We start from the raw sequence: 23,713 nt of genomic DNA on the forward strand, positions 1-23,713 counted from the left end.
TAAACAAATGGTGATTTTTATGTGTCGTACAAGTGATCATTGCATCACCGGTGAAATGATTTTGTTTCTCCAGGTTGTGACGGAGAAAAGTGGTAAATGGGTCCTCGAAATTGATTTGTTTGCGCAAGTGCAAGATTGCCCTCAACGTATTGTCAACAAGATTCAGGCGCAGCTATGAGCGCGAGGGGGGGTAATCGCGTAGTATTTCTTCTTGGTGCTGGCCGTTCCGGTACAACGTTGCTCTATAAAATATTGTCCATGCATCGCAGTGTGGCCTATTTGAGCAACTACCAGAATCGTTTTCCGAAGTGGCCTTCCCTCGCTTATTTGCAATATATACTTAATCAGTTTCCAGAATACAAACGCAAATCATGGTTTAAAGAACACGGCAATGCTTACTTCAATGAGCGGCGCGACTGGCTGCGTTCTATTGCGCCAACGCCAGCGGAGGCGGAATCGGTTTATGCCAGTTGCGGTATTCCACTTACGCCCGATGGCGATTATTCTTTGACAGCTAGAGTGGCCGAATGCTTGCAAAATCGATTTGAGCGTATCCTTCAGATGTCCCGTGGCCAGGTTTTACTGACTAAACGCACTGCGAATAATCGCCGCATACCCATTCTCAGGCAAATATTTCCAGATGCGAAGTATATCCATTTGGTCAGGGATGGACGAGCGGTGGCTTATTCCTTATTGCGTGTGTCGTGGTGGAACGACCATGTTTTGTACTGGGCAGGAAAGACGCCGCGACAGATGATTGCGGCGGGTTCCAATCCTTTGGAGCTTGCAGCGCGGAATTGGTTTGAAGAAATGCAGTCATTAGCGCAAGGGATCACTTTGATTCCTGACGGTCAATTACTGGAGGTGCGATATGAAGAATTGTTGCACGATCCACATGTTCAATTAGAGCGCATCCTGAATTTTATGGGGGTTGCTGCAAAAAAAGATGATGTGTTTTGGGGTCTCGTGGAATCCTTGCACCTCGAACCCAAACCTGAAGCGTGGACTCATAAATGGACAGAATCGGAATTGAAATTGGTGCACGCTTTGCAAGGCGATACATTGCGTCATTGGGGATTCAAGACGGCTCTGTTGCAAAAAATCCGCACTTCAACTTAGCATTATTTTTTCAGATGGGGAAAAACAATGAGTGATTTCACCCATCTGGGGAGTGAAGCTAACAGTATAAAGCCAATATAAACGGAGCATTTAAAGTATTGAAAAGCGATCAACTGAGGAATCTGGGTTCAGTATTTAAAATTCATAAGTCAAATAATTCATAAACTTATTTTGAAATATACTATTATTTGCAACAGAAACAAACGCAATGTTCTGGTGGAGTAAAAAATGAAACTTTCAATTTTGATCAAAGCACTTAATGAAGAAGCCTTGATATCGAAGTGTCTTGAATCAGCTTTGAACGAAGCGATGAAGTACGATGGTGAAGTAATACTAGTTGACTCGCTTTCTACAGACAGGACAATTGAGATAGCAAGACGTTATCCTGTTCGAATTATTCAGTTTGTTCACAAAGCGGATTGTGGATGTGCATCTGCTGTGCAACTTGGCTACCAATATGCTCGTGGTGAGTATCTATATATACTAGATGGAGATATGGAATTGCAACGCGGTTTCTTGTCGTTAGCGTTAAATTATCTTGAATCTAACCCTGGAGTGGCTGGTGTGGCGGGAAGGTTGCTTGATACGAGAATCAAAACCAGGAGTGATAAGCGGCGTGCTTCCAGAGCGGCGGCATTGCATCAAATTACGGAAGTTTTAGATCTTGGCGGCGGTGGATTGTACCGACGTAAAGCGATTGAATCTGTCGGCTATCTTGCGCATCGCTGGCTTCCAGCTTGTGAGGAAGCGGAATTAGGCGCTCGCTTACGGGCTTCTGGATGGCGCCTCATCCGACTTCCGGAAATAGCTGTGCATCACACCGGTCATTCTGAGAATAACATGCAGATGCTTTGTCGATTGTGGAGAAGTCACAGGATGCATGCTTATGGTATGTATCTCCGTACGGCTTTCGGGCGCCCATGGTGGTGGTTAAGTGTACAACAAGCATGGTTTGTTTTCGTTGCGTTTGTACTTCATGCCGCAGCAGGAATACTGTCAGTAGTAGGTGTGGCATATTCAGAGACAATCAGTCACGTACTTGCGCTGATAGTTGCTGAACTATTTATTTGGTTAGGGGTAACCACTGTTCTGGCAGTGAGAAAGAAAAGTATATCTGATGCGTTATATTCGGTATTGGCATGGCATTGTTTCGCACTTGCCTTAGTTTTAGGTTTTGTGAAATCAATTTCGAGTCCAATGATCCCAATTAATGGGAGAGAACTCGATAAGCATAAGATCTCGCAATAATACGAGTACTCTTTCAACTTGATATTGCCGGGTACAGCATTGTTCGCCAGAGATTGAAATACGCCTTCGGTGGTACTGGAAGCCATAGATGGATTACAGCTGGCGGGTAGGTGAGACGTATGTGAAGGTCAAAGGGAAATGGGCCTGCTTGTATCGTGCTGTCGACAAGCACGGAAACACAGTTGATTTCTCCCTGTCATCGACTTGCAGCGTGAAAGCGGCCAAACGCTTTCTGGCAAAGGCCCTGAAATCCATCAGGCCATGGGCGCATCCACAAACGATCAATACTGACAAAGCGCCGACTTTCAGTCCCGCTATTGATGAATTGAAGGAACAGGGCAAATGTCCGAAGGATAAAGTTCGCCGGCAAGTAAAATACCTGAACAATATTATCGAAGTTGATCATGGAAAGCACAAATTTATGTGCAACAGAGCCGATGAGTCTGCCCGTACGTTCTTTTTTATCTGCGCCCCGGATTGATTAGCGATTTTAAACTGAGTTATCCAAGGATTTTTCCATTTGAATTTATAGGAGTAAAAATATTGGAAAAGCTGTACTACTTGATGCATCGGCTTTACCTTCTGCGCATTCCTTTTATGCCGCGCCTCATAATGCTGGTAATACGGGTAGTGTATGGTGCTTTTATTCCCTATCAAGTTCGTATCGGTCCCGGAGTTAATTTCTCTCACTGCATGGGGATAGTTATCGCACCGGGTGCAAGGCTGGGCAGCCGGGTGAAGATTCGGCAACAGGTTACTATCGGTTCAGGGCATGCAGTAATCGGCGATGATGTGGAATTTGGTGCGGGAGCCAAAGTCATTGGCAACGTTCGAATTGGCAACAGGGCAAAGATTGGCGCGAACGCCGTTGTGGTTCATGACATTCCTGACGATGCCACGGCAGTTGGGGTTCCTGCCCGGGTTGTCATGATTGCTGGTAAACGGGTTGCTGGCTAACTATGTCCGCCTTGAACAAACACTCTGGGCTATATTCCGGTATACGTTTCCGCCAGGCGATCAAGCATTTTTTGCTGGGCCGGGCTGCACAGGCTATCGCTTCTTTTATTTTATTAATCTGGCTTGTACGCCTGTTGTCACCTACAGACTATGGGGCTTATATGGTTCTATGGGGCATGGTGGATATGATGGTGCCGATAAGCTCATTCGGCATGCTTGATGCAGTTCGGCGCTTTTTACCAGAATTGGTGGAACGAGGCGCGCCGGGTGTGTTGACCGGGTTTGTTCGATGGATGACCCTGATTCGTCTCGCTATTATGGTAATTTGGGCGACGCTGATTGTTATGTACTGGCCGGATATCGCTGGGTGGATGGGCTTTAGTGTGTCGCAACAGGATACTGCTTTGTTGGCGGCAGGACTCATCATTGTTGTCATCAGCTTTCGTTACGCCGCAGAAATGCTGGAATGTCTCTTGGAACAGCGTTGGTCGCAGTTGACTCGTGCGCTTTTGCCCCTGGGGCGTCTGGCCGGTGTGGCCATACTGGTGGCAGCGGGTAGCCTAACTTTAGAGCAACTGCTATGGGTAGATTTGATTGTTTCGCTGGGTTGTTTTTTGCTGGCTGAGTTTTTCTTGGTTCGCAAATTACGCGGATTGACCGGTGCAGGTGATTACCAAGTTGGCGTACGTGAGATAGCCAGTTTCGCCTGGCATATGACAGGGGTGAATCTGCTTCAATCTGCATCTAATGCCGGTACACTAAGAATTCTTGTTGCACGTACCCTGGGACTTGAAACGGCGGGCATGTTTGCTTTTTTGCAGCAATTACTCACAATGGTCGGGCGCTACCTGCCTGCCAATCTGCTGGCCAGTATTATTCGCCCTATGCTGATTTCTCGCTATGTGGCCGGGGAGGCGGGCATAGTTAACCAGGGCATGGCGTTGTTGTGGAAAATTAATATGCTTATTATTGCTGCCAGCATGGCGATGATGGTTGTTGCAGGTGATGCGCTTATCATGCTGGTCAGTAGTGAGCGTTTTCCCGATGCAGGAATGATCATGTTGATCATGTTGGTGGGCTTGGGTGCCACGAGCCAGAGCCAATTGGTGATCATGGTCATGCAGATATTCCCTTACACCCGGAAACTGAAATATTTCGGCCTATTGTCTACTTTGACACCGTTCATGGTTATTGTTGGATCGGAATGGGGGCTGCCTGGTGTAGCGAGCGGGATTGTGTTCAGTGTGTGGTTGTTTAACGGTTTAACATTACGTTGGTTAAATCGTCAGGAAAACCGCATTGAACTGGATTGGTCAGGTGCGTTGCGCGGGCTTGGTTTAGTGATGTTGCTGGCAGTTTCCGGCTGGGTTATTGGACGTGAATTCGGGGTATGGTGGGCGTTAACATTCTTATTGCTGGTTTACGTGCCGGGGTTGGCGCTGGTGAAACCGTTAAGCCGGTTCGATATGGTGTTACTGAATCGGGGGTTGCGACACCGCGCCCGTTTTTTTGCATTTTTCGTGCGAAAGGATTGAAAATAATGCAAGAGCGAGATTCGTGGAGATAAGGATTTGTGGTGTGGATAAACGGTGAAACGCTTGCTGGTAACATTTGGTTTTGCCGGAAGTTAATTTTGATCTGGACAGATAGATGGGCAAGAACAAGTTGCTGCCAAGCTGTTAAACAGCTTGGTGTGTGTTAAAATTTAACACGGTGGCCGTGAGATTATTTTGGCTGAATGTAATTGGGTTGGAAGGACTATTCTATTTGCTAGATTATTTTTGGTACTAAGGGATTATCTATTTTTTCTATTATGTCCGTGATGCATGGACGCAAGACAAGACTAATAAATACTGACTGCCTATATGATTGCAAGCGAAGAAAAAATGAAGGTTCTACATATTATTAACGGTGAATTTTTCTCTGGGGCCGAACGCGTGCAAGATTTGCTGGCGTTATCTCTTCCGGATTATGGCTGTGAGGTAAGTTTTGTCTGTCTTAAGCCTGATAAATTCTCCGTAAATAGGGGTTCTTCAGTCCCATTATTTGCGATGCCAATGAAATCGAAATTCGATTTGACACCGGCCTGGGAGATTGCCCGTATTGTGAAACAGAATGGCTATGTTTTGCTGCATACGCATTCTCCGCGCGCAGCTTTATTGGGGCGTATTGCTGCATGGTTGGCTAGGGTGCCAATGGTGCATCATGTGCATAGCCCGGCCGCACGAGATACAGAAAGTGTTTGGCGCAATCGTGTGAATGCCATTATGGAACGGTTGAGTTTGACTGGAGTTACGCGATTGATTCCTGTGTCGAGAAGTCTGGATAATTATTTAAAGCAACAAGGTTGGCCGTCGGCACGGATTGCTATGGTGGCTAATGGGGTTCCCGCGCCAGGCCCTCTACCAGATCGACCTGCTCCGGGCCCGGAATGGGTGATTGGCAGTGTTGCGCTATTTCGTCCTCGTAAAGGCATGGAGATACTTATTGAAGCCTTAGCTGATTTACGTCAGATGGGACGAGCAGTACGCATGCGGGCGGTAGGTCCGTTCGAAACGGTTGAGTATGAGAAAGCTATAAAAGAGATGGCCGGGCGATTGGGGGTAACGGATATGATCGACTGGATTGGCTTTACCCAGGATGTGAACGCTGAATTTTCAAAGATGGATGTATTGGCGCTGCCGAGTCTCTTTGGTGAGGGGATGCCTATGGTAATGTTGGAAGCTATGGCCAGTGGGGTGCCAGTTGTGGCATCGGATGTCGAGGGTATCCCGGAAGTACTGGAACATGGACGAACCGGACTGGTGGTGCCAGCGGGAGATGCGAAACGACTGGCTGCTTTACTGGCGGATTTGGTCGATGGAAAATACGACTGGCGCGCTATGCGCGAGAACGCCTACCGGTCGCATATGGCGGGTTTTTCGGATCATGCTATGGCACAGGGCGTGGCGAAGGTATATAAGGAAGTGCTGGGTCATGCTTGAGCGGGTAAGGCTGTTTGGTATCGAGTTGGATCGACTGACAATGGATCAGGCTGTTATTCAACTTTTGGATTGGATCGGCGAGTCGGAATACCATAGTCGTTATGTGGTAACACCCAATGTGGATCATGTGGTGAAGCTTCAAAAGGATGCTGAATTGAGTGCCGCCTATGCAGATGCGAACATGGTGGTGGTGGACGGAAAACCGGTGTTGTTGGCATCACGCTTGTTGGGAAAATCATTGCCCGAGACGGTGCCCGGGAGTGATTTATGTCCGGCGCTGTTTGAGGCGGCCAAGTTTAGAAAGGGAAGGGTGCGAGTATTCCTGATGGGGGCGGCGGAAGGTGTGGCTGGCCGGGCGGCTGAGCAAATTGGAGTCCGCTGGCCTTGGGTCGAAGTTTGTGGTGTTTATAGCCCACCTATGGGTTTTGGTGTGAATTCGCCTGCTAATGTATTGGTTGTGGAAAAGATCAATAACGCAAAGCCTGACATTCTGATGGTTGGATTGGGCGCGCCCAAGCAGGAAATTTGGGTGCATGCCATGCGCGGTCGGCTTCACGTCAAGGTGATTTTATGTATAGGCGCCACTATTGATTTTATTGCCGGTGAGAAGGCGCGCGCACCAGTGTGGATGCGCAAGGCGGGGTTGGAGTGGCTGCATCGCGTAATAAGTGAACCGAGGCGTCTGTTTGGCAGGTATCTGCATGATGCATGGGTTTTTCCAAGACTGGTGATCAAAGAGTGGTTTCATAAATGAGTGGCGAAATGAATCGCGTTAACAATGAGGCGGTCTTTGTGATTGGATTGCCGCGTAGTGGGTCAACATTGCTGTCCAGATTACTGAACAATTCACCACACATACTGTCCGTTAACGATCTGTATTTTATTCAGGCCGTGATGGCATTGAATGTTGTGGAAGGCGAGCTGAGCAGTGTCCAGATGGAAGCACTTACCGATCAATTGCTTAGCGTTGTCACTATTCGTACCAATGCCAGTGAAGAATTTATTGGTCAATTTCAAGTTGCACCAGCGCGCATCCAGGAAATTCGTAGTGAGGTGCTGGCGAAACAGAAATCTACACCTTATTCTTGGTATGGACTAATGAATGATCTGCTTGGCAAGGTGGCGGAATCTGTTGGTAAGTCCCGCTGGGCAGACAAGACGCCACAAAATTTTTTCCACTTCAACTTGCTGGCGGAGCATTTCCCATCAGCACGATTCATTTTTCTTTTACGCGATCCACGGTCCATTCTTGCGTCATACAAATATTCCCAAGGTGAGGGGCACGATGCGAGGCGTTATCATCCGGTTGTTTACTCACTCTATTGGCGATCAGCGATCCACTACTACATGAAGGTCAAGGACCATCCGCGTGTAATGATGATGCGTTACGAAGACATGCTCTCGGACATGCCGGGGGTATGTGCAAAGCTTGAGGCATTCCTGGGAACTGAAATCGGGGTGCCGGTATTGTCATCGCTGGGGCATAATTCGTCCTTTTCGGACGGGAGGAGAAAGTACATAACGCCAACTGAAAACTGGATATGCCAGTGTTTATGTAAATCGGAACTGAATGATTTAGGCTATGAAACCCCTGATGTTGCTCCAAGGGTTAGGGATATTCCCGATCTGATGGGTGTAAGTCTGAAATTTGCAATCTTTCATACCGTTAGGTTATTTAGAGACCGTGACGCGCGTAAACGTATCACTACTTTTATTCGTGGTTTAAAAGGTGCTAGCTGACAAAATATCCCTATTTATTCGTAATTTGTTTCAATGGTTCCCATTAGAGGTACTTATGGGAAAATTCGGTATAGTTTCATAAAATTATGGATTTCATGAAAATCAGAATACCTCAGCCGATTAATGGGATTCAACGATGTCTACGCAGGAGAAATAGGTTGCTGGGCAGGTTGAATCCAGTCCTCCTGCAGGATCGCTTGTTTGGTTGCGCCAATTCAGTACCTGCAGCACTTCCTCGTAATGCTCCGGTATCCGCATCCAGAAGATATAATTTGCGTTAAGATTGTCTCGTGCGTAACTGAGCAGTTCCTGGACGGTAGGATCGTATCCTGTACCATCGTGACGTGTATTTGTATAATCCAAATGCATCACCGAAGGTGCCAAGGGTACAATACCGGAAAGTTTTTGAAAATAACTATATACACCATCTGGCGTATATAGTTTGTCTTTTAAGTTTAAACCTGGATCTTCAATAAAAACATCCGGGACAGCTAATGCTGTTCCCAACTCTGCGAGTCTGTTAGTAAATTGTTCTAGAATCTGGCGTGGGTAATTTGTGTTCTGGTACGTCATGGTATTGGGGAAGTGCTCGCGCATGTGCTGATGCAGGCTAAGCATATTGTTGTAATATTCATCTACTTGGGCGCTGGATAATGCATTTATAGGTGTTCCCATGCTGGTTTCTGTCAGGCCGATTCCTTCAAAGTAGGGATGGGAATTGTAGCGCTTTCCCATCCTGCTAATGAGTGCAGCCAGGCGATCATGAACGAGAGAATTCCACAGACTGATGTTGTATCCTCTCGGGATGGTACTGTTGGGTCGGGAGAAAGCAAACACCCCCCAATCAAACCATTTCTTATTTGTGTAGTCAGGTGCGGGAGATATGCTGGTGTTGTATGTTTTCAGGTCCAGCAGAATGATAAGCCGTTTTTTTTGTGCTGCTAACTCAGCAAGGCGTTGATCAATGGACGTGAAATCATATACACCCCATTCCTTTTCAAGCTCTGCCCAGGAATAACGAATCTGTACCCCGCGCAATGCCGGTGTTTCCTGGATCTCACGGTATACCTGCTCTAGATGTGTAGGATTATTTTTGCCCCAATCCAATATCTGATAATAATGGCCCGGATGCCATTTGACTGAATTATTCTCAAGCTGGGCTGCAGCATGCGCCTTTTGCCAGGAAACCAGGACTATGCTTATGAAAAATATTGCCATGATCAGCATGATTTGCATATGTTTAACAGCAATGGAAGGATTGGTGTTTATTTTGGGCTTAATGGCATTCCTGTAGATACATAACCTTGTATTGCAGTTTGAGTCAACTCCTTTGGTCTGATGGTTTGTTGTAGGGGTTAGTGCCAGAGTGCTGTTGGTAGGTATTGCTTGAATTTTGGTATTCATGTTTGGTTCTTCCTTATGGTTAAAAAGGACAGAACCGGCAGGGCGCGCGTTGAAGCTACGTTAGCCGTACGCGTCAAATCACACACGTGATTGATACGTGCAGCGTTATCTGGCGGCCCTGCCATCATGGGGTTTTTACCCGTTAGATCAGTGACTTTGCGTCCCCTGCTTTCGCAGAGTTTGCCTTTTTCATACTTCATTAAAAATTGCGGCATAAAGATATGCCAACTTTAGATTATCGTAAGCGATCGACCGATCGTCTGGTGCGACCATCGTATGTACCAACACTGTTGACACCGGTCGAAAATTGACCAGGTAATTTCCTTATTCTGCCTAAATTTTAGGCAGGAGAATCTAAGAGGTGATTACCATGGTTATGTATGCAAAAATACGGCGGATGTTTTACCGTGAACATCTGTCGATTAACGAGGTTCAACGACGCACGAGTCTGTCACGGAACACGATCAAGAAGTGGTTGAAAGCGCCAAGCGACAGTGCTGTTAAATATCAAAGAGCGAAAAAGCCTGGCAAGCTGAAACCGTTTGAATCCAGATTGTTGCTGGCGTTGGAATTGAATGCCCGATGTCCCAGGAAAGACCGCCGTACTGCCAAGATGCTGTTCCAGGAGATCAGAAATGAAGGCTATCCAGAATATTGCATAAATGAAGGGGGAGTTCTTTTAAAACTTCTATAATTCAGTTACCTAAACTGCATAAAAGAGAGGAATTGCCAGTGACAGGTTGTACCCAGAGATCATTTTATTTTCCAGATGTAAAAACGTGTGTTGGAAGACAGCCACAGACAGACAAGCTGCAAGCATGATGGATTGAGTTTGTTAGGCAGCGGATTTGTTTGTGGATCGAACTAAGTTTGTTATGATGAAACCTAAATCGGCGTTTTATCAGAAAATTGATGGAGATAGCATGCAACTTGACGTGTTAGGTTTCATTTTTGACGTAATATCTTGCGCCATTTCGGATGCCTAATTCTGGTTAGTATCACTGGAATTATGTGTGCACGTATTCCCATGACCCCAATAATCAATTAAAGATGACATTGTCTATGAAGGCATTTATTGCATTAATACTTTTCACATCATTTTTTCCATTTTTGGCACAATCACACCCAGATTTACTTATTGAACAAATGGAAGAAAATGAAAAGATTGCTGAGCAATCAAAGTATGAAATTGATCCCAATACTGGACAAGTAAAATATGAAATAAAGCCTAATTTTATAAAAGGATCACCTGTACATGAAAAAATGACTATGATTTCTATTAGCACATCAAATATTCACGGAAGAAACTTTGATCTAACCTATGACCTCCCTTATTTAAAAGGTATATTTTGGAATGATGATCCCGAACAAATGCTTTGCCCTTGGTGTGATTATACACATATTAAAAAATGGGGGCCCAAATGGGCGGCTAAATTTTTAGAGGCTAGGAGCGAAGCTACTCGAAAAAACAATCCCGTAATATTTAGCAATGGTGATAACTTGCTTAGTAGAAGCCATTTTGGTGATTTGCAGTTTATTCATGCAATGGCATACAAAGATAACATTCCTGCGAAAGAAACTCTGCGAAAGATCCTGATATGGGCTGAGTTTACATATCGGGTTGGCACAGGAGAAATATCGGGAAGTACTAAAATAAAAGATGTACAAATTCATGGGTTTCCTGAATTGTTCTCAAACGATAATGATATCTATAACAATGATATTGCCACTTTTTTTCATGATAGAAGAGTAAAACGTGTAGCTATAGGGAGTTTGCTACATCTTATTCAGGACTCTTATTCTCTTAGCCACGTAGACAGAAAAGTACTAGACAACGAGAAAGGAAGGTTTTGCCGAACTACAGTTATACGTTTTCACACATACAGTGGTCAAGACACCGAAAAACATACAAATGAAGATAAGTGGCCATCTAACCTAGAAGAATCAATTAACGATATGGTTTGCGATCCAATTTCTGCTGGAGCAAAGATTTTAGAATATTATGCTAAGAATGATTTCTCTGGCGAAGAGTGGATTAAAGTAAAGAATTTTTTAGTTGAACATGTTTTTAAATTAGAAAACCCTGAAGAGTTGTCTGGACCAGGAGAAAGATTTAGACCATGAACAAAAGGCCTATATTAAGTGTATATGTGATCCTTTTTTTTATCACTTACGCGCAAAGCACATTTTCAAGTAATATCGGAAAATTACTAAACTATGAGGAAATCGATATACGTGACTCAGTCTCTGGGGATTACTTATACTTACCTGATTTTCCTTCAACTCAGGAGGTTACGGTAGATAAAAACAACAGTATTGCAATTGTTGACTCTGGCGTTGCTGATGATCATCCTCAATTAAAAGAATATATCGTAAATCAGGTTGACTTTACAGGTGAAGGTTTTTATGACTATCTTGGCCACGGAACAATTGTTTCATTGATTTATATACGATCACTTGCGCAAGACAGCATCTTTGGTATTAATGAAGCTGGTAGTTCTATAATAAGCGTCAAAGTTGCAGATAAGAATGGAAATATCAATAAAGAAGCCATGATTAAAGCATTACAATGGATAGGAAAAAACAATATCCACATTGCGAATCTAAGTTTAGGTTTTGAAGGAAATGAAGAAGAGCACAAAGATTTATGTGACACAATAAAAAAACAAAAAAATGTATTATTTGTTGTGGCTGCAGGAAATTCTGGCCCTAATGTATTGAACTATCCTGCTGCATGCAATGCAGAAAATGTAATATCTGTTGGCGCCACAGAAAAAGGTAAAGTTGCAGGATATTCAGGTCAAGGGGATATATATTCAACAGGAAACGTTGTCCTTTTAGACAAAAAGGAAATTTTATATCGAGAAGCCAATTCCCTGTCAAGACAAGGACTGTTTGACAAAGCGCTCTTAAAATATGATGAGATTTTATCTTCGTTTCCTATGCCTGAAGCCCATTTTCAAAAGGGCATTATCTATATTCATAGTAAGAATTACAAGAATGCTTTTATTGAGCTCGGCCAAGCCTTAAAAATCAATCCAGATTTTCCCGAGGCTTTAGAGCATATGGGATTATTGTATTATTTTGAAGGCAATAATAATAAAGCGCTATCATACTTAGAAGAAGCGGCTTATTTAGATCCAGACAGCCAAAGAATTCTAAGCAATCTTAGAAAGATAAAAGAGATGGCCAAAAGTAAAAACAATGCTAACAAACCGCCACACTAACGCTCATGCTCTTGCCTATGAGCGATGGCGCGACATCTAAGTCTTCCCGGTATAGTTTTCGGGGAAGTGGCGTTTGAAAATTTGTTTTGCCTTTTTCCCGTAATACCAGAGTGGGTAGAGTTTCGGTGTGCTGGAAATCTTTTCTCCGCCAGAAGATTCCAATTGGTATCGGATGTCAGATTTATTGAGTTCGTCTAAAATCTGCTGTACTTTTGTATCATGCGCTATTTTGTTTTCAAGATATTGAATATGCTCTTGAAATTTAGGGAGAAAGTCATCTTTTGTCCATATTTCAGACTGCTTGCTGGATGTTTGTCGTGACGTTGTGTCACTTCCGAACAAATAATGACTCTGATGATTTTCCCAGAATCTTTCTTTTCCTTCAAAATAAGGCATGCCTACAAAGTTGCAGATATTGTTGAGTATTTTCTGAGGATTTTTTACCAGTTCATTATAATTGACCGCACGAAAAGGAAGATTTAATTTAAGAAATCGTTCATGATATGCTATAAATTCCTTATGCCAGTGATCGAGTCCTTTTCCTCTCTTCCAATGTGAATACGCCAAATTGACTGGATTCTTCCAAATTAAAATATTATAGGTAGTGATTCCTTTTGACATTGCCCATTTCTGAGAATCCAGCACCCAACAAAGATCTTTTGAAGAATCGACCGCAAAATCGACACCCGATTCCGATAGAACAGCATGATGAAATTCATGAGCATCTACGACTGCTAATCGTTTCCATACAGGACACGACGTTTGTCCACATTGACATACAAGTTTGAAATGATGCCGCCGCCATGGTCTATACCATGCAACAACTTCTCCACAGGAGAATGCGTCAGATGAATTTCCCAGCATAAGATCCAGCATCGTTGTGCCGGAACGGCTTGTGCCGCATACATTAATTAAAGTTGACATTAAATTTTCCTTACCAAACCCATGAGGGCAGAAATAAAATTTCTATAGATAAAGTCTTATATTGGCTTCTATCAATAGACTGCGCCCCAGTATTGTTTTCTCCTGGAGGAGCAATTGTTGCAAAATAATGCGTTCTATAAGAAGTGCTTATGCCTTTCCCGCTGAATCTATGGTTGAGAACCTAAAAAGCTGACCATTGCTTTTCACTCTCATGGTTAGATAAGATAGTTTTTCCTGAGAACACAAATCCGTACCGGAAAAAGCAATGCTGGTAAAGACTTTACTAAACAAGGTTGAAAGATTCAAGTTGTTTTTTTTGTGGTTCTGAACGCAGCGTGGAAGCATTATTGCGCTTCTTTCGCCAGATTGGTGTCGCAAACCCATGTACTTTTTTGCCGAATAAATACAAAAAATCTAATCAACGCAAGAGGAATAGGCTGCGGGACAGGCTGAATCCAGTCCGCCGGCAGGATCTTTTGTTTGTGCACGCCAATTCAATACCTGCAATACTTCCTCATAATGCTTCGGTGCCCGCGTCCAGAAGATATAGTTCGCTTTAAGAGTGTTACGTGCGAAAGAGAGCAGTTCCGGGACGGTTGGATTGTATCCTCTATCATCGTGACGCGTATTTGTATAGTTCTTGTGCATCACCGAAGGTGTTAGGGGTACGATACCGGAAAGTTTGGCATAGTAACTATATACGCCATCTGGTGTATATGGTTGGTCTTTTAAGTTTAAACTAGGATCTTCAATATAAGTATCGGGGCCGCCCAATGCAGTTCCCATGTTTTTGAGTTCGCTGGCAAATTTTTCTAAAATCCACCGAGGGTGATTTGTGTTCTGGTACGTCATGGTATTGGGGAAGTGCCGACGCATATGCTGATTTAAGCTAAGCAGGTTGTTATAATAATCATCGACTTTAATATTGGATAATGCATTTATCGGGTGACCCATGCTGGTTTCTGACAGGCCAATGCCTTCAAAGTAGGGATGGGCGTTGTAGTGTTCCCCCAGTTTGCTAATGAGTTCAACTAGGCGGTCATGAACATGAGGGTTCCACAGCTTGGTGCTGTATCCTTTTGCAACGGTTTTGTTATGCCCACTAAAGGCGAATGATCCCCATTCAAATCTTTCTTTTCTAACGTAGTCAGGTACGGGAAAAGTGTCGGTGTTGTATGTTTTTGTGTCCAGCAGAATGATGAGTCTTTTTCCTAGCGCGGCAAGTTCAGCAAGGCGCTGATCTATCGATGTGAAGTCGTATACGCCCCAATTTGGTTCCAGTTCTGCCCAGGTGTAACGAATTTGTATCCCGCGTAATGCGGGTGTGGTAAGGATTTCGCTATATACTTGCGCCAGATGTGCAGGATCATTCTTGCCCCATTCCATAATCGCATAGTAATGGCCTGGATGCCATTTGACTGCATTTCCTGTGGCATGTGCTGTTCCTGCAGGAACTAAGACCATGCATGTGAAGAATAGCGATGTGATTAATATGATAGATATTTGTTTAACCGCAATCGAAGGACTGGTATTCATTCTGGAATTAATAGTATTCATATGAGTATACAACTTCGCAATGTGATTTAAATATTTGTAGGATTATGTGATGGATAGGGTCGGCAACAGCCAAATTCGTCCCGGAGCACGCTTGTGATGTAAGAAGATTTGCAATCTTAGCGCTCATTGCCACTACTTTTAGTAAGTTAGTTAGAACAACCTAGGGGTATGTCTAAAAATCCATATTTGCAAGCATTCGCAACGTGGATCGCCGGCTTACCCCGTTTCGTTACGATATGACGTTGTTCACAAAAAATATTTCCTTACATTTCAATCATATGTTGCGTAAAGATTTTCTGTTCTCGCCTTGTCTTGTTTAAGGCTCTGAAATTTTAGTGGCACCCTTGAACCCTTTTTAGTCAGTCAGTTTGATTGACCGCATAACGAGTGACACAAAATATAACTTCCGGAAATTCCTGAATCTTTATATTGAGAATATATTCGTGTACAAATTTCCCGTGTTTTATTATAACGAAGTCGTCCAAGGTTTGCACGTATCTTTTGCAAATATTTGAATTCTGACTGCTAGATTTCTCGGTTAAATTAGGTCTTATTTATAGACATCTCTTTCAAGAAAGAAAATTAACACACTGTTCTTGAAGAAAATTTTAAATGATATCGGAAGCAGGAGTGAGATCAGATTCCGGCTTGCGGACGCGTATAGTCAAATGATGCAATATGTGTTGGTGGTATCGCTCTTCATAATAATCCTGCCCTTTATCACCATACTTGGTTCCTTTCGCCAGCAGTGTAGATCAAACGAGCAAGTTTGTGTGCTGTTGCCGTAATTGGTTCATCCAACAATGTCAATCGTGCATGGGTCAAACTGGCGATTTTGGTTTTGGTGCCAACCAGGCAAGAGACGATTCGTAACCATTTGGATTCTGCGTTTGCCAATGCCAATGATCTCGTACCATTTCTGGCAAGCCATATTGAGCCTTCCAGTTAAGTTTTTCCGCACTGAATGAGGGATCGGCAAAACACTCGGCAATATCCCCAGGGCGGCGATCTGTTATCTGATACGCAATTTCCCGGCCGGCAGCCTTGACAAAGGCACTAACCACCTGCAACACTGAATAGCCTTTTCCGGTTCCAAGGTTATATGCCTGACAGTGATGATTCGGACCAAGTGCGCTCATCGCCTTTAGATGCCCAATTGCAAGATCCATGACATGAATATAATCGCGGACACCGGTACCATCAACAGTTGGATAATCTCCACCAAATACGTACAGTTTCTCTAACCGGTTAATTGCAACCTGGGCAACATACGGCATCAGATTGTTAGGAATTCCATTTGGGTCTTCCCCTATCAATCCACTGGGGTGCGCTCCAACCGGATTAAAGTAACGCAGTAATGAAATCTGCCATGTAGAATCGGCGACTGCGAGATCGCGCAGGATATTCTCAATCATCAGTTTCGATTGACCATACGGGTTAGTTGCCGAGAGCGGGAAATTTTCTCGAATGGGTACTGAAGCCGGATCGCCATAAACTGTGGCGGAAGAACTGAATACAATTCGCTTACAGCTGTTGGCCGCCATGATCTCAAATAGATTCAGAGAACCGACCACATTATTCTGGTAATAAAGTAATGGTTTGTCCATCGATTCGCCAACTGCTTTCAGGCCTGCAAAGTGAATTACGCAATCAATATCGTATTCGGCAAACAACTGTCCCAATGAGGCTTTGTCACGAATATCGCCTTCTACAAAAACAGGTCGAATATTGGTTATCTGTTCTATCCGATTAAAAACTTCAGGATGGCTGTTACAAAGATTGTCAAATACAACAACTTTATGTCCTGCTTCTTGCAGCAGCACTACCGTATGACTGCCAATATAACCTGCTCCACCAGTGACTAGAACCGCCATATCATCTCCAGAAAATAATAAGGATCAAAGCGCTGTCGCCAAGCCGGATGTTGAATTGCTTCTATAACTCAATAAAAAACAAGAAACCCGGTGCAACCGAACGACCACTACAAAAACTATAAAATTGAGATACCCGGGTATTTCAAACAGTGAGATTCCAGGATGAGGGCCACTTAACACCTGACCGAAATTCATAGGGTAGTATATTACCAAAACTCTACTTTAGATATTCACCCTTCATCCTTGCGTCGCCCGAGTAGTGACGCAAGATGGATATGAAACGAATAAAACGGATACTGTTTGTTGTCTTCGGGGCGGTTTTAACCTATTGATGTTAAAATATAAATAGAGTTGTGTTGTTTGTGTCCGTCAGAAACTACGATGTGTGTAGATGTTTTGCCGTTAGCATCACTGGTTTTTTGGTCGCGTTAAGTATAACCAAATCTTCATTCCTGATAAATCTATTGCCACTCATTATTGGATTTATTTCTTTTTGGCGCGTGGATGCGCCGCATCATATACTTTTGTTAAATGCTGAAAATCGAGATGCGTGTAAACTTGTGTGGATGAGATATGTGCGTGTCCCAACATTTCTTGAACAGCGCGCAAATCACCGCTGGACTGCAAAAGATGTGACGCAAAAGAATGCCGCAGCATGTGCGGGTGTACATTCTGATTGATACCCTGATGTCTGCTGTGTACTTTCAGGCGGTGGCTGATGGTTCTGGAACTGATCGCATCGCCATGTTTCGACAGAAACATCGCGTCGACATCCGGTTTGGCGATTTTTTTCTGATGCGCCAACCATGCTTGCAATGCTTCAATCGCGACCTTGCCAACCGGTACGATGCGTGTTTTTCCGCCTTTACCGAGGACGCGTACTGTACCGTCAGAGAAATCTATATCTTTAGGCCTAAGTTGGGTCAATTCGGCCAGTCTTAGTCCTGATGAGTAAAATAACTCAAACATGGCCCGGTCACGGATCGTCAAAGGGTCCAGAGCTGTAAATGTCAATAATTGCGCGGTTTCATCTGGCGACAATGCTTTCGGCAGCTTTTTGGGTGATTTAGGGACACGTATTCCGGTACAAGGATTATGACTGAAACAATGATCGCGAATCAGGTAATGATAAAACCGGCGCCAAGCGGATAACATGCGGGACAGGCTTCTGCCAGATAGCCCCTTGCCATGCAGTTGCGCAATGAGCATACGGATATGCTGTGGTTGAACTTCCTGCAGTGTTTCGGGCGTCAAGTATTTAATCAGGATATGAATATCATGGATATAGCTTTTGCAGGTATGGGGTGATAACCGGCGTTCATTGGCGAGATGTCCTCTGAAAGCCTCGGTCAGTGATTCAGATTTGATATTCATCGGATGCGCTTTGCGAAACATCACTGGTTGTATCTGAGACCATTTCGTGACGAGCGATTGAAGCACTGATAAGATCGCCAAGCCGCTTTAAATGTAATGTGCCCATATCGGCATAAAACCGCTCAATTTCCGGACTGGCTAAAACCAGCAATCCTATCGGCCGGGTCGTATTGAGCGGTATCATGGAGAAAGAGTGGAGTAGCTCGGCGTTTTCAGCGAACATCGCTTTTATTTCATTGGCGACATGATTGCCGCAATATGGGTGGGTCAAACTCGCGGCTATTGCGTGTACGTCTTCGCTGGTCTCGGTAAATTCAACGTAATCCATGTTCTCGTAGTGAATGTTCCATAACCGCATAACAAAGTGCGGAACGGAAAAATCTTCCCTTAAACTGTAATTCAGGCTGTTTAGACACTCATCAAAACTGGATGCGGCCAGCAAAGCGATGGTTAAACGATGCATTTTTTCTCCGATAGCATCATTTTCTTCGCCGAAACTGATCAACTCTAACAGTTTATCCTGAAGGACTTTGTTTTTGTCTCTTAATGCGATGGCCTGTCGTTCATGCAATGATATGACCCTGTCGTCGTGTGGATGGGGAATATGCAGGTCAGAAAGCAATTCAGCGTGTTCGTTAAAAAAATCAGGGTGACTCACAAGATAGTGCGCGACATTCTCCGGTTTCATTATTTTTCCTCGACTAACAAGTATTAAATAGTGTTTCCCACATTGTGCTACAAGTTAATTTCGCCTTCAAAAACTGTAACAGCAGGACCTGTCATCAAAACAGGATTGTTTGCACCTTCCCAGCTAATGGTTAAATCGCCTCCGCGTGTACTGACAGTCACTGGGGTGTCAAGTAAATTCCGCTCAATACCCGCCACCACAGCCGCGCAGGCGCCAGTACCGCATGCGAGTGTTTCGCCGGCGCCACGCTCAAAAACGCGTAATCGAATGTAATGACGGTTAATCACTTGCATATAGCCGACATTAACCCGGTTGGGAAAACGAGGGTGTAATTCAATCAAAGCGCCTTCGCTACCGACCGGGGCCGTGTTAATATCCGAGACAATACGTATCGCATGTGGATTACCCATGGATAGTGCACTTATTTTAACTGACTTTCCAAGTACATCAAGCAAATAAGTCGGCGCTTGCTGGTCGGCTATAAATGGAATTTCTTCAGGTTCAAATTTTGGAGTGCCCATATCTACGGTTATTTCGCCATTTTTTTGTAACGTTGGCGTGATCAGACCGCTGCGAGTTTCAACGCTAATTTGTTTTTTTTGCGTCAATCCATAATCATGTACATAGCGTACAAAGCAGCGCGCACCGTTTCCGCATTGTTCAACTTCGCTGCCATCGGCATTATAAATACGATAAAAAAAATCTGCATTACCGCTGGTTTTTTCTACCAGCAGAATTTGATCGCAGCCTATACCGAAATGACGGTCGGCAATAAAGCGCAATTGTTCCCGGTTTAACGAAACAGACTGGTTAATGCAGTCAATGACAACAAAATCATTGCCTAGGCCGTGCATTTTGGTAAATTTAATGTTCATCTGAAATGTGCTGTAATATCGAGTAAATGACATTGTGGCGACATTGCCATAAAATGATCTTTCATAAAAAACCTACTACCAATATCATATGGATAGCGTGCCAGCCGATACAATCATTGCCTATTGGCCCGAGCATAAGCAGAATTTCTGGTGTTATTTCTGGAATGTAAAAGGCGGGGGAATTTTGCGCAAGATTCAGTGTGCGTATGACGCGTTGGCTCAATCAAGGGATTCAGCGATATGAGTATATATTTAAGAGACATGTTTTAGTTCAATATTATTTGATCGCCCTCGAACCATGATACCGCAGTCCTTTATCCATGATTTATTGAACCGCGTCGATATTATAGACGCAATTGACCGTCATGTTTCCCTAAAAAAATCGGGTGCGAATTTTGTTGCGTGCTGTCCGTTTCATAGCGAGAAAACACCGTCTTTTATGGTGAGTCCCACAAAACAGTTCTATCATTGCTTTGGTTGCGGTGCACACGGCAATGCAATTAGCTTTTTGATTGAATATAGCGGGCTCGGTTTTATTGAGGCGGTACATGAACTGGCTGTTTCTGTAGGCATGCATGTTCCGGAGCAACAACCTGACGCCAAGGCAAGTGAATCTCCAAAAAGCAGTCAGCAGGATGACAGTGAAATTCCTAGTGTACAGGACTTGCTTGAAGCGATGCGAGTGGCTACTCAATTCTATCGCGATCAATTGAAGCAATCTGAAAAAGCGATTGAATATCTGAAGATGCGCGGATTGACTGGAAAAACGGCTGCGCAATTTGGAATTGGCTATGCGCCCGACGACTGGCATAATCTCTCGGCGCCTTTTACACACTATAAATCCAAGAAAACAAGAATTACGCTCACACGTGCTGGCCTGGTTATTTCCGGAGAGGATGGTAAACAGTATGATCGTTTCAGAGATCGTATTATGTTTCCTATTTTGAATCAGAAGGGACAGGTTATTGCATTCGGTGGTCGTATCATCGATCAGGGTGAACCAAAATACCTTAATTCTCCGGAAACGGATTTATTTGTTAAAGGGCAGGAGATCTATAATCTGTTTTCTGCCCGCAAGGCAATTCGAGAAGCAGGATGCGCTATCGTTGTTGAAGGTTATATGGATGTTGTTGCATTGTCCCAGCATGGCATTGATTACGCCGTAGCAACACTGGGCACAGCAATTACAACGCTTCACATACAAAAACTGCTGCGTCAGACCGATAAAATAGTTTTTTGTTTTGATGGCGATAATGCGGGGAAAAGAGCGGCCTGGCGGTCACTTGAAAACAGCCTCGCCCAATTGACCGACGGTAAAACAATTCATTACCTTTTTTTGCCCGAGGGCGAGGATCCAGATAGTTACGTGAGTCAAAATGGGAAGGATGCGTTTGAGCAGCAGATAGCGCAATCGACGCCGTTATCCGAATTTTTGTTGCTCGAGTTGACACGTGATCTGAACTTGCAAACCAGCGAAAATCGCGCCAAATTAATTCGGGATGCCAAGCCATTATTACAGCGCATCAGGGCGCCTGCACTCATGCTGATGCTGTTAAAGCGGTTATCCGGGTTATGTGGCCTCGAGCAAACTGAGATAGAAACCCTCTTACAGATAAAGCGTGCAGCTCCGGTTCGTGGGCAAAAGCATGCTCCCCGGAAACAACCTGTATCGCCTTATCATAGGCTGATATTGCTGCTGCTTTACAATCCGGGATATTACCATGCTCTGGATAAAGAACTGGTGGCGCTCGCCAATGACAGTAATGAAGAGTTCGTCGTACTAAAATCGTTGGTTGAGTTTCTGGCTAGTCGCCCTGATATCGTCAGTAGTGCGTCGACAGTTTCGATCTTGACATATCTACAAGACAGTCCTTATGCAGCATTACTGGAAAAAATCGAGAGCGAAATCCTTGATCTGGATGATGAAATGGATCTAGAAGCAGAATTCTCAGGTACATTAAAGAAACTGCAGGAAATGCAAAGAAAGAAACGAATGTCCGAATTGCACAACAAACCTTTAAGTCTGTTAACCGATGCCGAGAAGCGAGAACTTCAACGTCTGGCCGCAAATTAATGGTTTGTTATTGTTTCACTTTTGTTATCAAAACGTTGTTCTGAAGTTAGATTCTTGCTTGCAAATACTTCGAGATCAGGATTGCGGTTGATAGTTATACTCACTCATAACCTAACACACGGAGAACCAAACCACAGGGCGTTGCCGTAGCATCCAGATACCGTGTTGCAGTACTTCGAAGGTGTCCAGAAAGAGCTAATGGGGCTTGCACTCGTTCCCGAACTCCCGGCACTAGCCGGTAGTTCGGGAACGGTATTCACAGATTCTGTGTAAGATGCATTGTTTCCAGAATCTATCGGCGATTAACTGACCAAAGACCGATTAGTCCGATTAGGAATAGAGACAACGTAAAGGGTTCCGGAATTGGGTTGCCGCCATTACCGCCATTACCGCCTCCACCTTGTGTTATTTCGCCAAAAACCACAAGACCAGATGGGCCGCTAGGACCTTGAGAGGTAAAAGAATCGAGCAAATTTCCAGTTGCAATATCAAATCTTTGTATTAAGCCACTTTGATATCCAGCACTCCAGAAGGATTTTCCGTCGGGATCCAGGTTTAAAGCAAACCAGAAATTTTCAGTGTTCGTATCATATGTCTGCACAACATTACCATTGCTATCCAGTCTCTTTATATCGTTTCTGTCTGCGACCAGAAGACCGCCATCATCTAACAGGCGAAGCGCAAAAGCATTGCCACTTCCTGGGAGCGTTGCAAAATTAGCTAACTGTGTATCTGTACTCACATCATAGCGCCTTATTGCTCTGCCTTCGCTTGAATAAAACATTGTCGCTTGGTCGGACGACAGGTCAATCCAGTCTGAACCCCTGTCTGTGGCGACATCATATCTGTCAATAAATGTTCCGTCACTTGCACGTTTAATAATATCTCTTGTCCCGTCGGCTTGACCTACGTAGAAATTTCCGGTCTTGTCGAAGAAAATAGATTCATTGTGAGAGCCTGTATCGTTGGCGACAAAAGGATTGCTGATAACATTCCCAGTATTGTCAAGCTTTACAATCGTACTAAATCCAAAGCGCGTTGCATAAAGATTCCCGTTCGAATCGAATGCCATTCCGGTCACTTCCCCCGATCCGCCAATGTTGTACTCTGCAAGAAATCCTACTCCAGGCCGATAGTGTTCAACCATGCCATCCTTTGATCCTGCAAATACGTCACCCTTTTGTATGGGAACCGCTTGCACAAACGTAGGAAACCATACCGCTATACTGATCAAAATCAGCAGTATAGATTTGTTTTTGATACATTCCATCATTATTCTCCTAATTTAAAAAACAACAGAAGCACATTCTTATAATATGCACACTTAATAAAGCATGCATTTTTCATGCCAGACTTGCAGGAATTGTTCTGTGTTTTAAGAAATACAGTGATATTGCTGAATCTGATGGATTAATTATTTGACTAAGTAGATTATGCCAGCAAGGCAAAGATAGAAATGTGTAAAAAAAATCGACAATTTTTTACGATAAACAGCTTGACTCATTGAAAAGATTTTTACTTATTTTTTGTGAAATCAGTTTAGAAATCTAAAAAACATTGAGATTAATTATAATCAGTGATGAACTTTGGATGTGTAAATTATTCTGACACTTTGGAGTCATTAAATCATAGATGAAATGGGTATTTATTGTTGTGAAATAAATCTAA

General features: G+C 43.9%; 20 protein-coding genes, 1 pseudogene and 1 riboswitch. Of the genes and pseudogenes, 13 read left to right on the top strand and 8 right to left on the bottom strand.

Translation table 11 applies throughout. The annotated features are described in order from the left end of the window. The first annotated feature begins 19 nt into the window (after positions 1-19). The 9 genes and pseudogenes from MRK00_07425 (at position 20) to MRK00_07465 (ending at position 8,048) form a co-directional block, all read left to right on the top strand. The gene (locus tag MRK00_07425) at positions 20-178 is read left to right on the top strand and encodes a hypothetical protein (protein ID MDR4517201.1); all 159 of its coding nucleotides are present in this window, start codon (positions 20-22) and stop codon (positions 176-178) included. Then, positions 175-1,119 carry a sulfotransferase gene (locus MRK00_07430; protein MDR4517202.1) on the top strand — a complete coding sequence of 315 codons (945 nt, stop codon included), beginning with the start codon at positions 175-177 and terminating at the stop codon, positions 1,117-1,119. The genes MRK00_07425 and MRK00_07430 overlap by 4 nt, the downstream gene beginning before the upstream one ends. A gap of 228 nt (positions 1,120-1,347) precedes the next feature. Continuing rightward, a complete protein-coding gene (locus MRK00_07435; protein ID MDR4517203.1) occupies positions 1,348-2,367 on the top strand; it encodes a glycosyltransferase in 1,020 nt (339 codons plus the stop codon). A 13-nt stretch (positions 2,368-2,380) separates the two neighbouring features. Further along, positions 2,381-2,785, top strand: a pseudogene (locus tag MRK00_07440) (IS6 family transposase). A 179-nt stretch (positions 2,786-2,964) separates the two neighbouring features. Next, complete coding sequence (locus tag MRK00_07445) at positions 2,965-3,324, top strand: hypothetical protein (protein ID MDR4517204.1); 360 nt, start codon at positions 2,965-2,967, stop codon at positions 3,322-3,324. A gap of 11 nt (positions 3,325-3,335) precedes the next feature. Further along, complete coding sequence (locus MRK00_07450; GenBank protein MDR4517205.1) at positions 3,336-4,859, top strand: oligosaccharide flippase family protein; 1,524 nt, start codon at positions 3,336-3,338, stop codon at positions 4,857-4,859. Between the two features lie 351 nt (positions 4,860-5,210). Then, entirely contained in the window at positions 5,211-6,308 is a 1,098-nt protein-coding gene (locus MRK00_07455; GenBank protein MDR4517206.1) for a glycosyltransferase, read from the top strand. Beyond that, on the top strand, positions 6,301-7,062 hold the full coding sequence (locus tag MRK00_07460) for a WecB/TagA/CpsF family glycosyltransferase (GenBank protein ID MDR4517207.1): 762 nt from the start codon (positions 6,301-6,303) through the stop codon (positions 7,060-7,062). Before MRK00_07455 ends, MRK00_07460 begins: the two co-directional genes overlap by 8 nt. Beyond that, positions 7,059-8,048 (top strand): sulfotransferase, encoded by a 990-nt coding sequence (locus MRK00_07465; protein ID MDR4517208.1) that lies wholly within the window; start codon positions 7,059-7,061, stop codon positions 8,046-8,048. The genes MRK00_07460 and MRK00_07465 overlap by 4 nt, the downstream gene beginning before the upstream one ends. A 120-nt stretch (positions 8,049-8,168) precedes the next feature. Here MRK00_07465 and MRK00_07470 read toward each other — a convergent pair whose 3' ends face one another. Beyond that, on the bottom strand, positions 8,169-9,452 hold the full coding sequence (locus MRK00_07470; protein MDR4517209.1) for a glycoside hydrolase: 1,284 nt from the start codon (positions 9,450-9,452) through the stop codon (positions 8,169-8,171). A 108-nt stretch (positions 9,453-9,560) separates the two neighbouring features. Next, positions 9,561-9,647, bottom strand: a riboswitch (cyclic di-GMP riboswitch). 166 nt (positions 9,648-9,813) lie between these two features. Between MRK00_07470 and MRK00_07475 the strand changes: the two genes are divergently transcribed. The 3 genes from MRK00_07475 (at position 9,814) to MRK00_07485 (ending at position 12,679) form a co-directional block, all read left to right on the top strand. Beyond that, on the top strand, positions 9,814-10,146 hold the full coding sequence (locus MRK00_07475; GenBank protein MDR4517210.1) for a hypothetical protein: 333 nt from the start codon (positions 9,814-9,816) through the stop codon (positions 10,144-10,146). 368 nt (positions 10,147-10,514) lie between these two features. After that, positions 10,515-11,576 carry a hypothetical protein gene (locus MRK00_07480; protein MDR4517211.1) on the top strand — a complete coding sequence of 354 codons (1,062 nt, stop codon included), beginning with the start codon at positions 10,515-10,517 and terminating at the stop codon, positions 11,574-11,576. Beyond that, the gene (locus MRK00_07485) at positions 11,573-12,679 is read left to right on the top strand and encodes a S8 family serine peptidase (protein MDR4517212.1); all 1,107 of its coding nucleotides are present in this window, start codon (positions 11,573-11,575) and stop codon (positions 12,677-12,679) included. The genes MRK00_07480 and MRK00_07485 overlap by 4 nt, the downstream gene beginning before the upstream one ends. Before the next feature lie 36 nt (positions 12,680-12,715). Here the strand turns inward: MRK00_07485 and MRK00_07490 are convergent, their stop codons facing one another. The 6 genes from MRK00_07490 to dapF all read right to left on the bottom strand — a co-directional run bounded on the left by MRK00_07490 (position 12,716) and on the right by dapF (position 19,971). Next, positions 12,716-13,555 carry a sulfotransferase gene (locus MRK00_07490; GenBank protein MDR4517213.1) on the bottom strand — a complete coding sequence of 280 codons (840 nt, stop codon included), beginning with the start codon at positions 13,553-13,555 and terminating at the stop codon, positions 12,716-12,718. Between the two features lie 462 nt (positions 13,556-14,017). Beyond that, positions 14,018-15,139 (bottom strand): beta-galactosidase, encoded by a 1,122-nt coding sequence (locus MRK00_07495; GenBank protein MDR4517214.1) that lies wholly within the window; start codon positions 15,137-15,139, stop codon positions 14,018-14,020. An 842-nt stretch (positions 15,140-15,981) separates the two neighbouring features. Then, the gene (galE, locus tag MRK00_07500) at positions 15,982-17,034 is read right to left on the bottom strand and encodes a UDP-glucose 4-epimerase GalE (GenBank protein MDR4517215.1); all 1,053 of its coding nucleotides are present in this window, start codon (positions 17,032-17,034) and stop codon (positions 15,982-15,984) included. Positions 17,035-17,517: 483 nt separating this feature from the next. After that, positions 17,518-18,408, bottom strand: a complete 891-nt coding sequence (gene xerC / locus MRK00_07505) for a tyrosine recombinase XerC (protein ID MDR4517216.1) — start codon at positions 18,406-18,408, stop codon at positions 17,518-17,520. Continuing rightward, positions 18,392-19,096, bottom strand: coding sequence for a DUF484 family protein (locus MRK00_07510; GenBank protein MDR4517217.1), 705 nt, complete (start codon positions 19,094-19,096; stop codon positions 18,392-18,394). Before MRK00_07510 ends, xerC begins: the two co-directional genes overlap by 17 nt. Before the next feature lie 47 nt (positions 19,097-19,143). Further along, positions 19,144-19,971, bottom strand: coding sequence for a diaminopimelate epimerase (gene dapF, locus MRK00_07515; protein ID MDR4517218.1), 828 nt, complete (start codon positions 19,969-19,971; stop codon positions 19,144-19,146). 298 nt (positions 19,972-20,269) lie between these two features. On the opposite strand from dapF, the gene dnaG reads away from it, so the two are divergent. Next, positions 20,270-22,045, top strand: coding sequence for a DNA primase (gene dnaG, locus MRK00_07520; GenBank protein MDR4517219.1), 1,776 nt, complete (start codon positions 20,270-20,272; stop codon positions 22,043-22,045). A 292-nt stretch (positions 22,046-22,337) separates the two neighbouring features. Here the strand turns inward: dnaG and MRK00_07525 are convergent, their stop codons facing one another. Continuing rightward, positions 22,338-23,315: a hypothetical protein gene (locus MRK00_07525; protein MDR4517220.1), complete on the bottom strand. Its 978-nt coding sequence runs from the start codon at positions 23,313-23,315 to the stop codon at positions 22,338-22,340. Between the last annotated feature and the right edge of the window lie 398 nt (positions 23,316-23,713).

It is taken from the genome of Nitrosomonas sp., assembly GCA_031316255.1.
Classification (GTDB): Bacteria; Pseudomonadota; Gammaproteobacteria; order Burkholderiales; family Nitrosomonadaceae; genus Nitrosomonas.

Coding starts and splice junctions, on each gene's coding strand:
- galE (MDR4517215.1), bottom strand. CDS start 17,034: ATGGCGGTTCTAGTCACTGGTGGAGCAGGTTATATTGGCAGTCATACG.
- MRK00_07485 (MDR4517212.1), top strand. CDS start 11,573: ATGAACAAAAGGCCTATATTAAGTGTATATGTGATCCTTTTTTTTATC.
- MRK00_07445 (MDR4517204.1), top strand. CDS start 2,965: ATGCCGCGCCTCATAATGCTGGTAATACGGGTAGTGTATGGTGCTTTT.
- MRK00_07430 (MDR4517202.1), top strand. CDS start 175: ATGAGCGCGAGGGGGGGTAATCGCGTAGTATTTCTTCTTGGTGCTGGC.
- xerC (MDR4517216.1), bottom strand. CDS start 18,408: ATGAATATCAAATCTGAATCACTGACCGAGGCTTTCAGAGGACATCTC.
- dnaG (MDR4517219.1), top strand. CDS start 20,270: ATGATACCGCAGTCCTTTATCCATGATTTATTGAACCGCGTCGATATT.
- MRK00_07510 (MDR4517217.1), bottom strand. CDS start 19,096: ATGAAACCGGAGAATGTCGCGCACTATCTTGTGAGTCACCCTGATTTT.
- MRK00_07460 (MDR4517207.1), top strand. CDS start 6,301: ATGCTTGAGCGGGTAAGGCTGTTTGGTATCGAGTTGGATCGACTGACA.
- MRK00_07525 (MDR4517220.1), bottom strand. CDS start 23,315: ATGGAATGTATCAAAAACAAATCTATACTGCTGATTTTGATCAGTATA.
- MRK00_07465 (MDR4517208.1), top strand. CDS start 7,059: ATGAGTGGCGAAATGAATCGCGTTAACAATGAGGCGGTCTTTGTGATT.
- MRK00_07490 (MDR4517213.1), bottom strand. CDS start 13,555: ATGCTGGATCTTATGCTGGGAAATTCATCTGACGCATTCTCCTGTGGA.
- MRK00_07425 (MDR4517201.1), top strand. CDS start 20: ATGTGTCGTACAAGTGATCATTGCATCACCGGTGAAATGATTTTGTTT.
- MRK00_07480 (MDR4517211.1), top strand. CDS start 10,515: ATGAAGGCATTTATTGCATTAATACTTTTCACATCATTTTTTCCATTT.
- dapF (MDR4517218.1), bottom strand. CDS start 19,971: ATGAACATTAAATTTACCAAAATGCACGGCCTAGGCAATGATTTTGTT.
- MRK00_07455 (MDR4517206.1), top strand. CDS start 5,211: ATGAAGGTTCTACATATTATTAACGGTGAATTTTTCTCTGGGGCCGAA.
- MRK00_07470 (MDR4517209.1), bottom strand. CDS start 9,452: ATGAATACCAAAATTCAAGCAATACCTACCAACAGCACTCTGGCACTA.
- MRK00_07435 (MDR4517203.1), top strand. CDS start 1,348: ATGAAACTTTCAATTTTGATCAAAGCACTTAATGAAGAAGCCTTGATA.
- MRK00_07495 (MDR4517214.1), bottom strand. CDS start 15,139: ATGAATACCAGTCCTTCGATTGCGGTTAAACAAATATCTATCATATTA.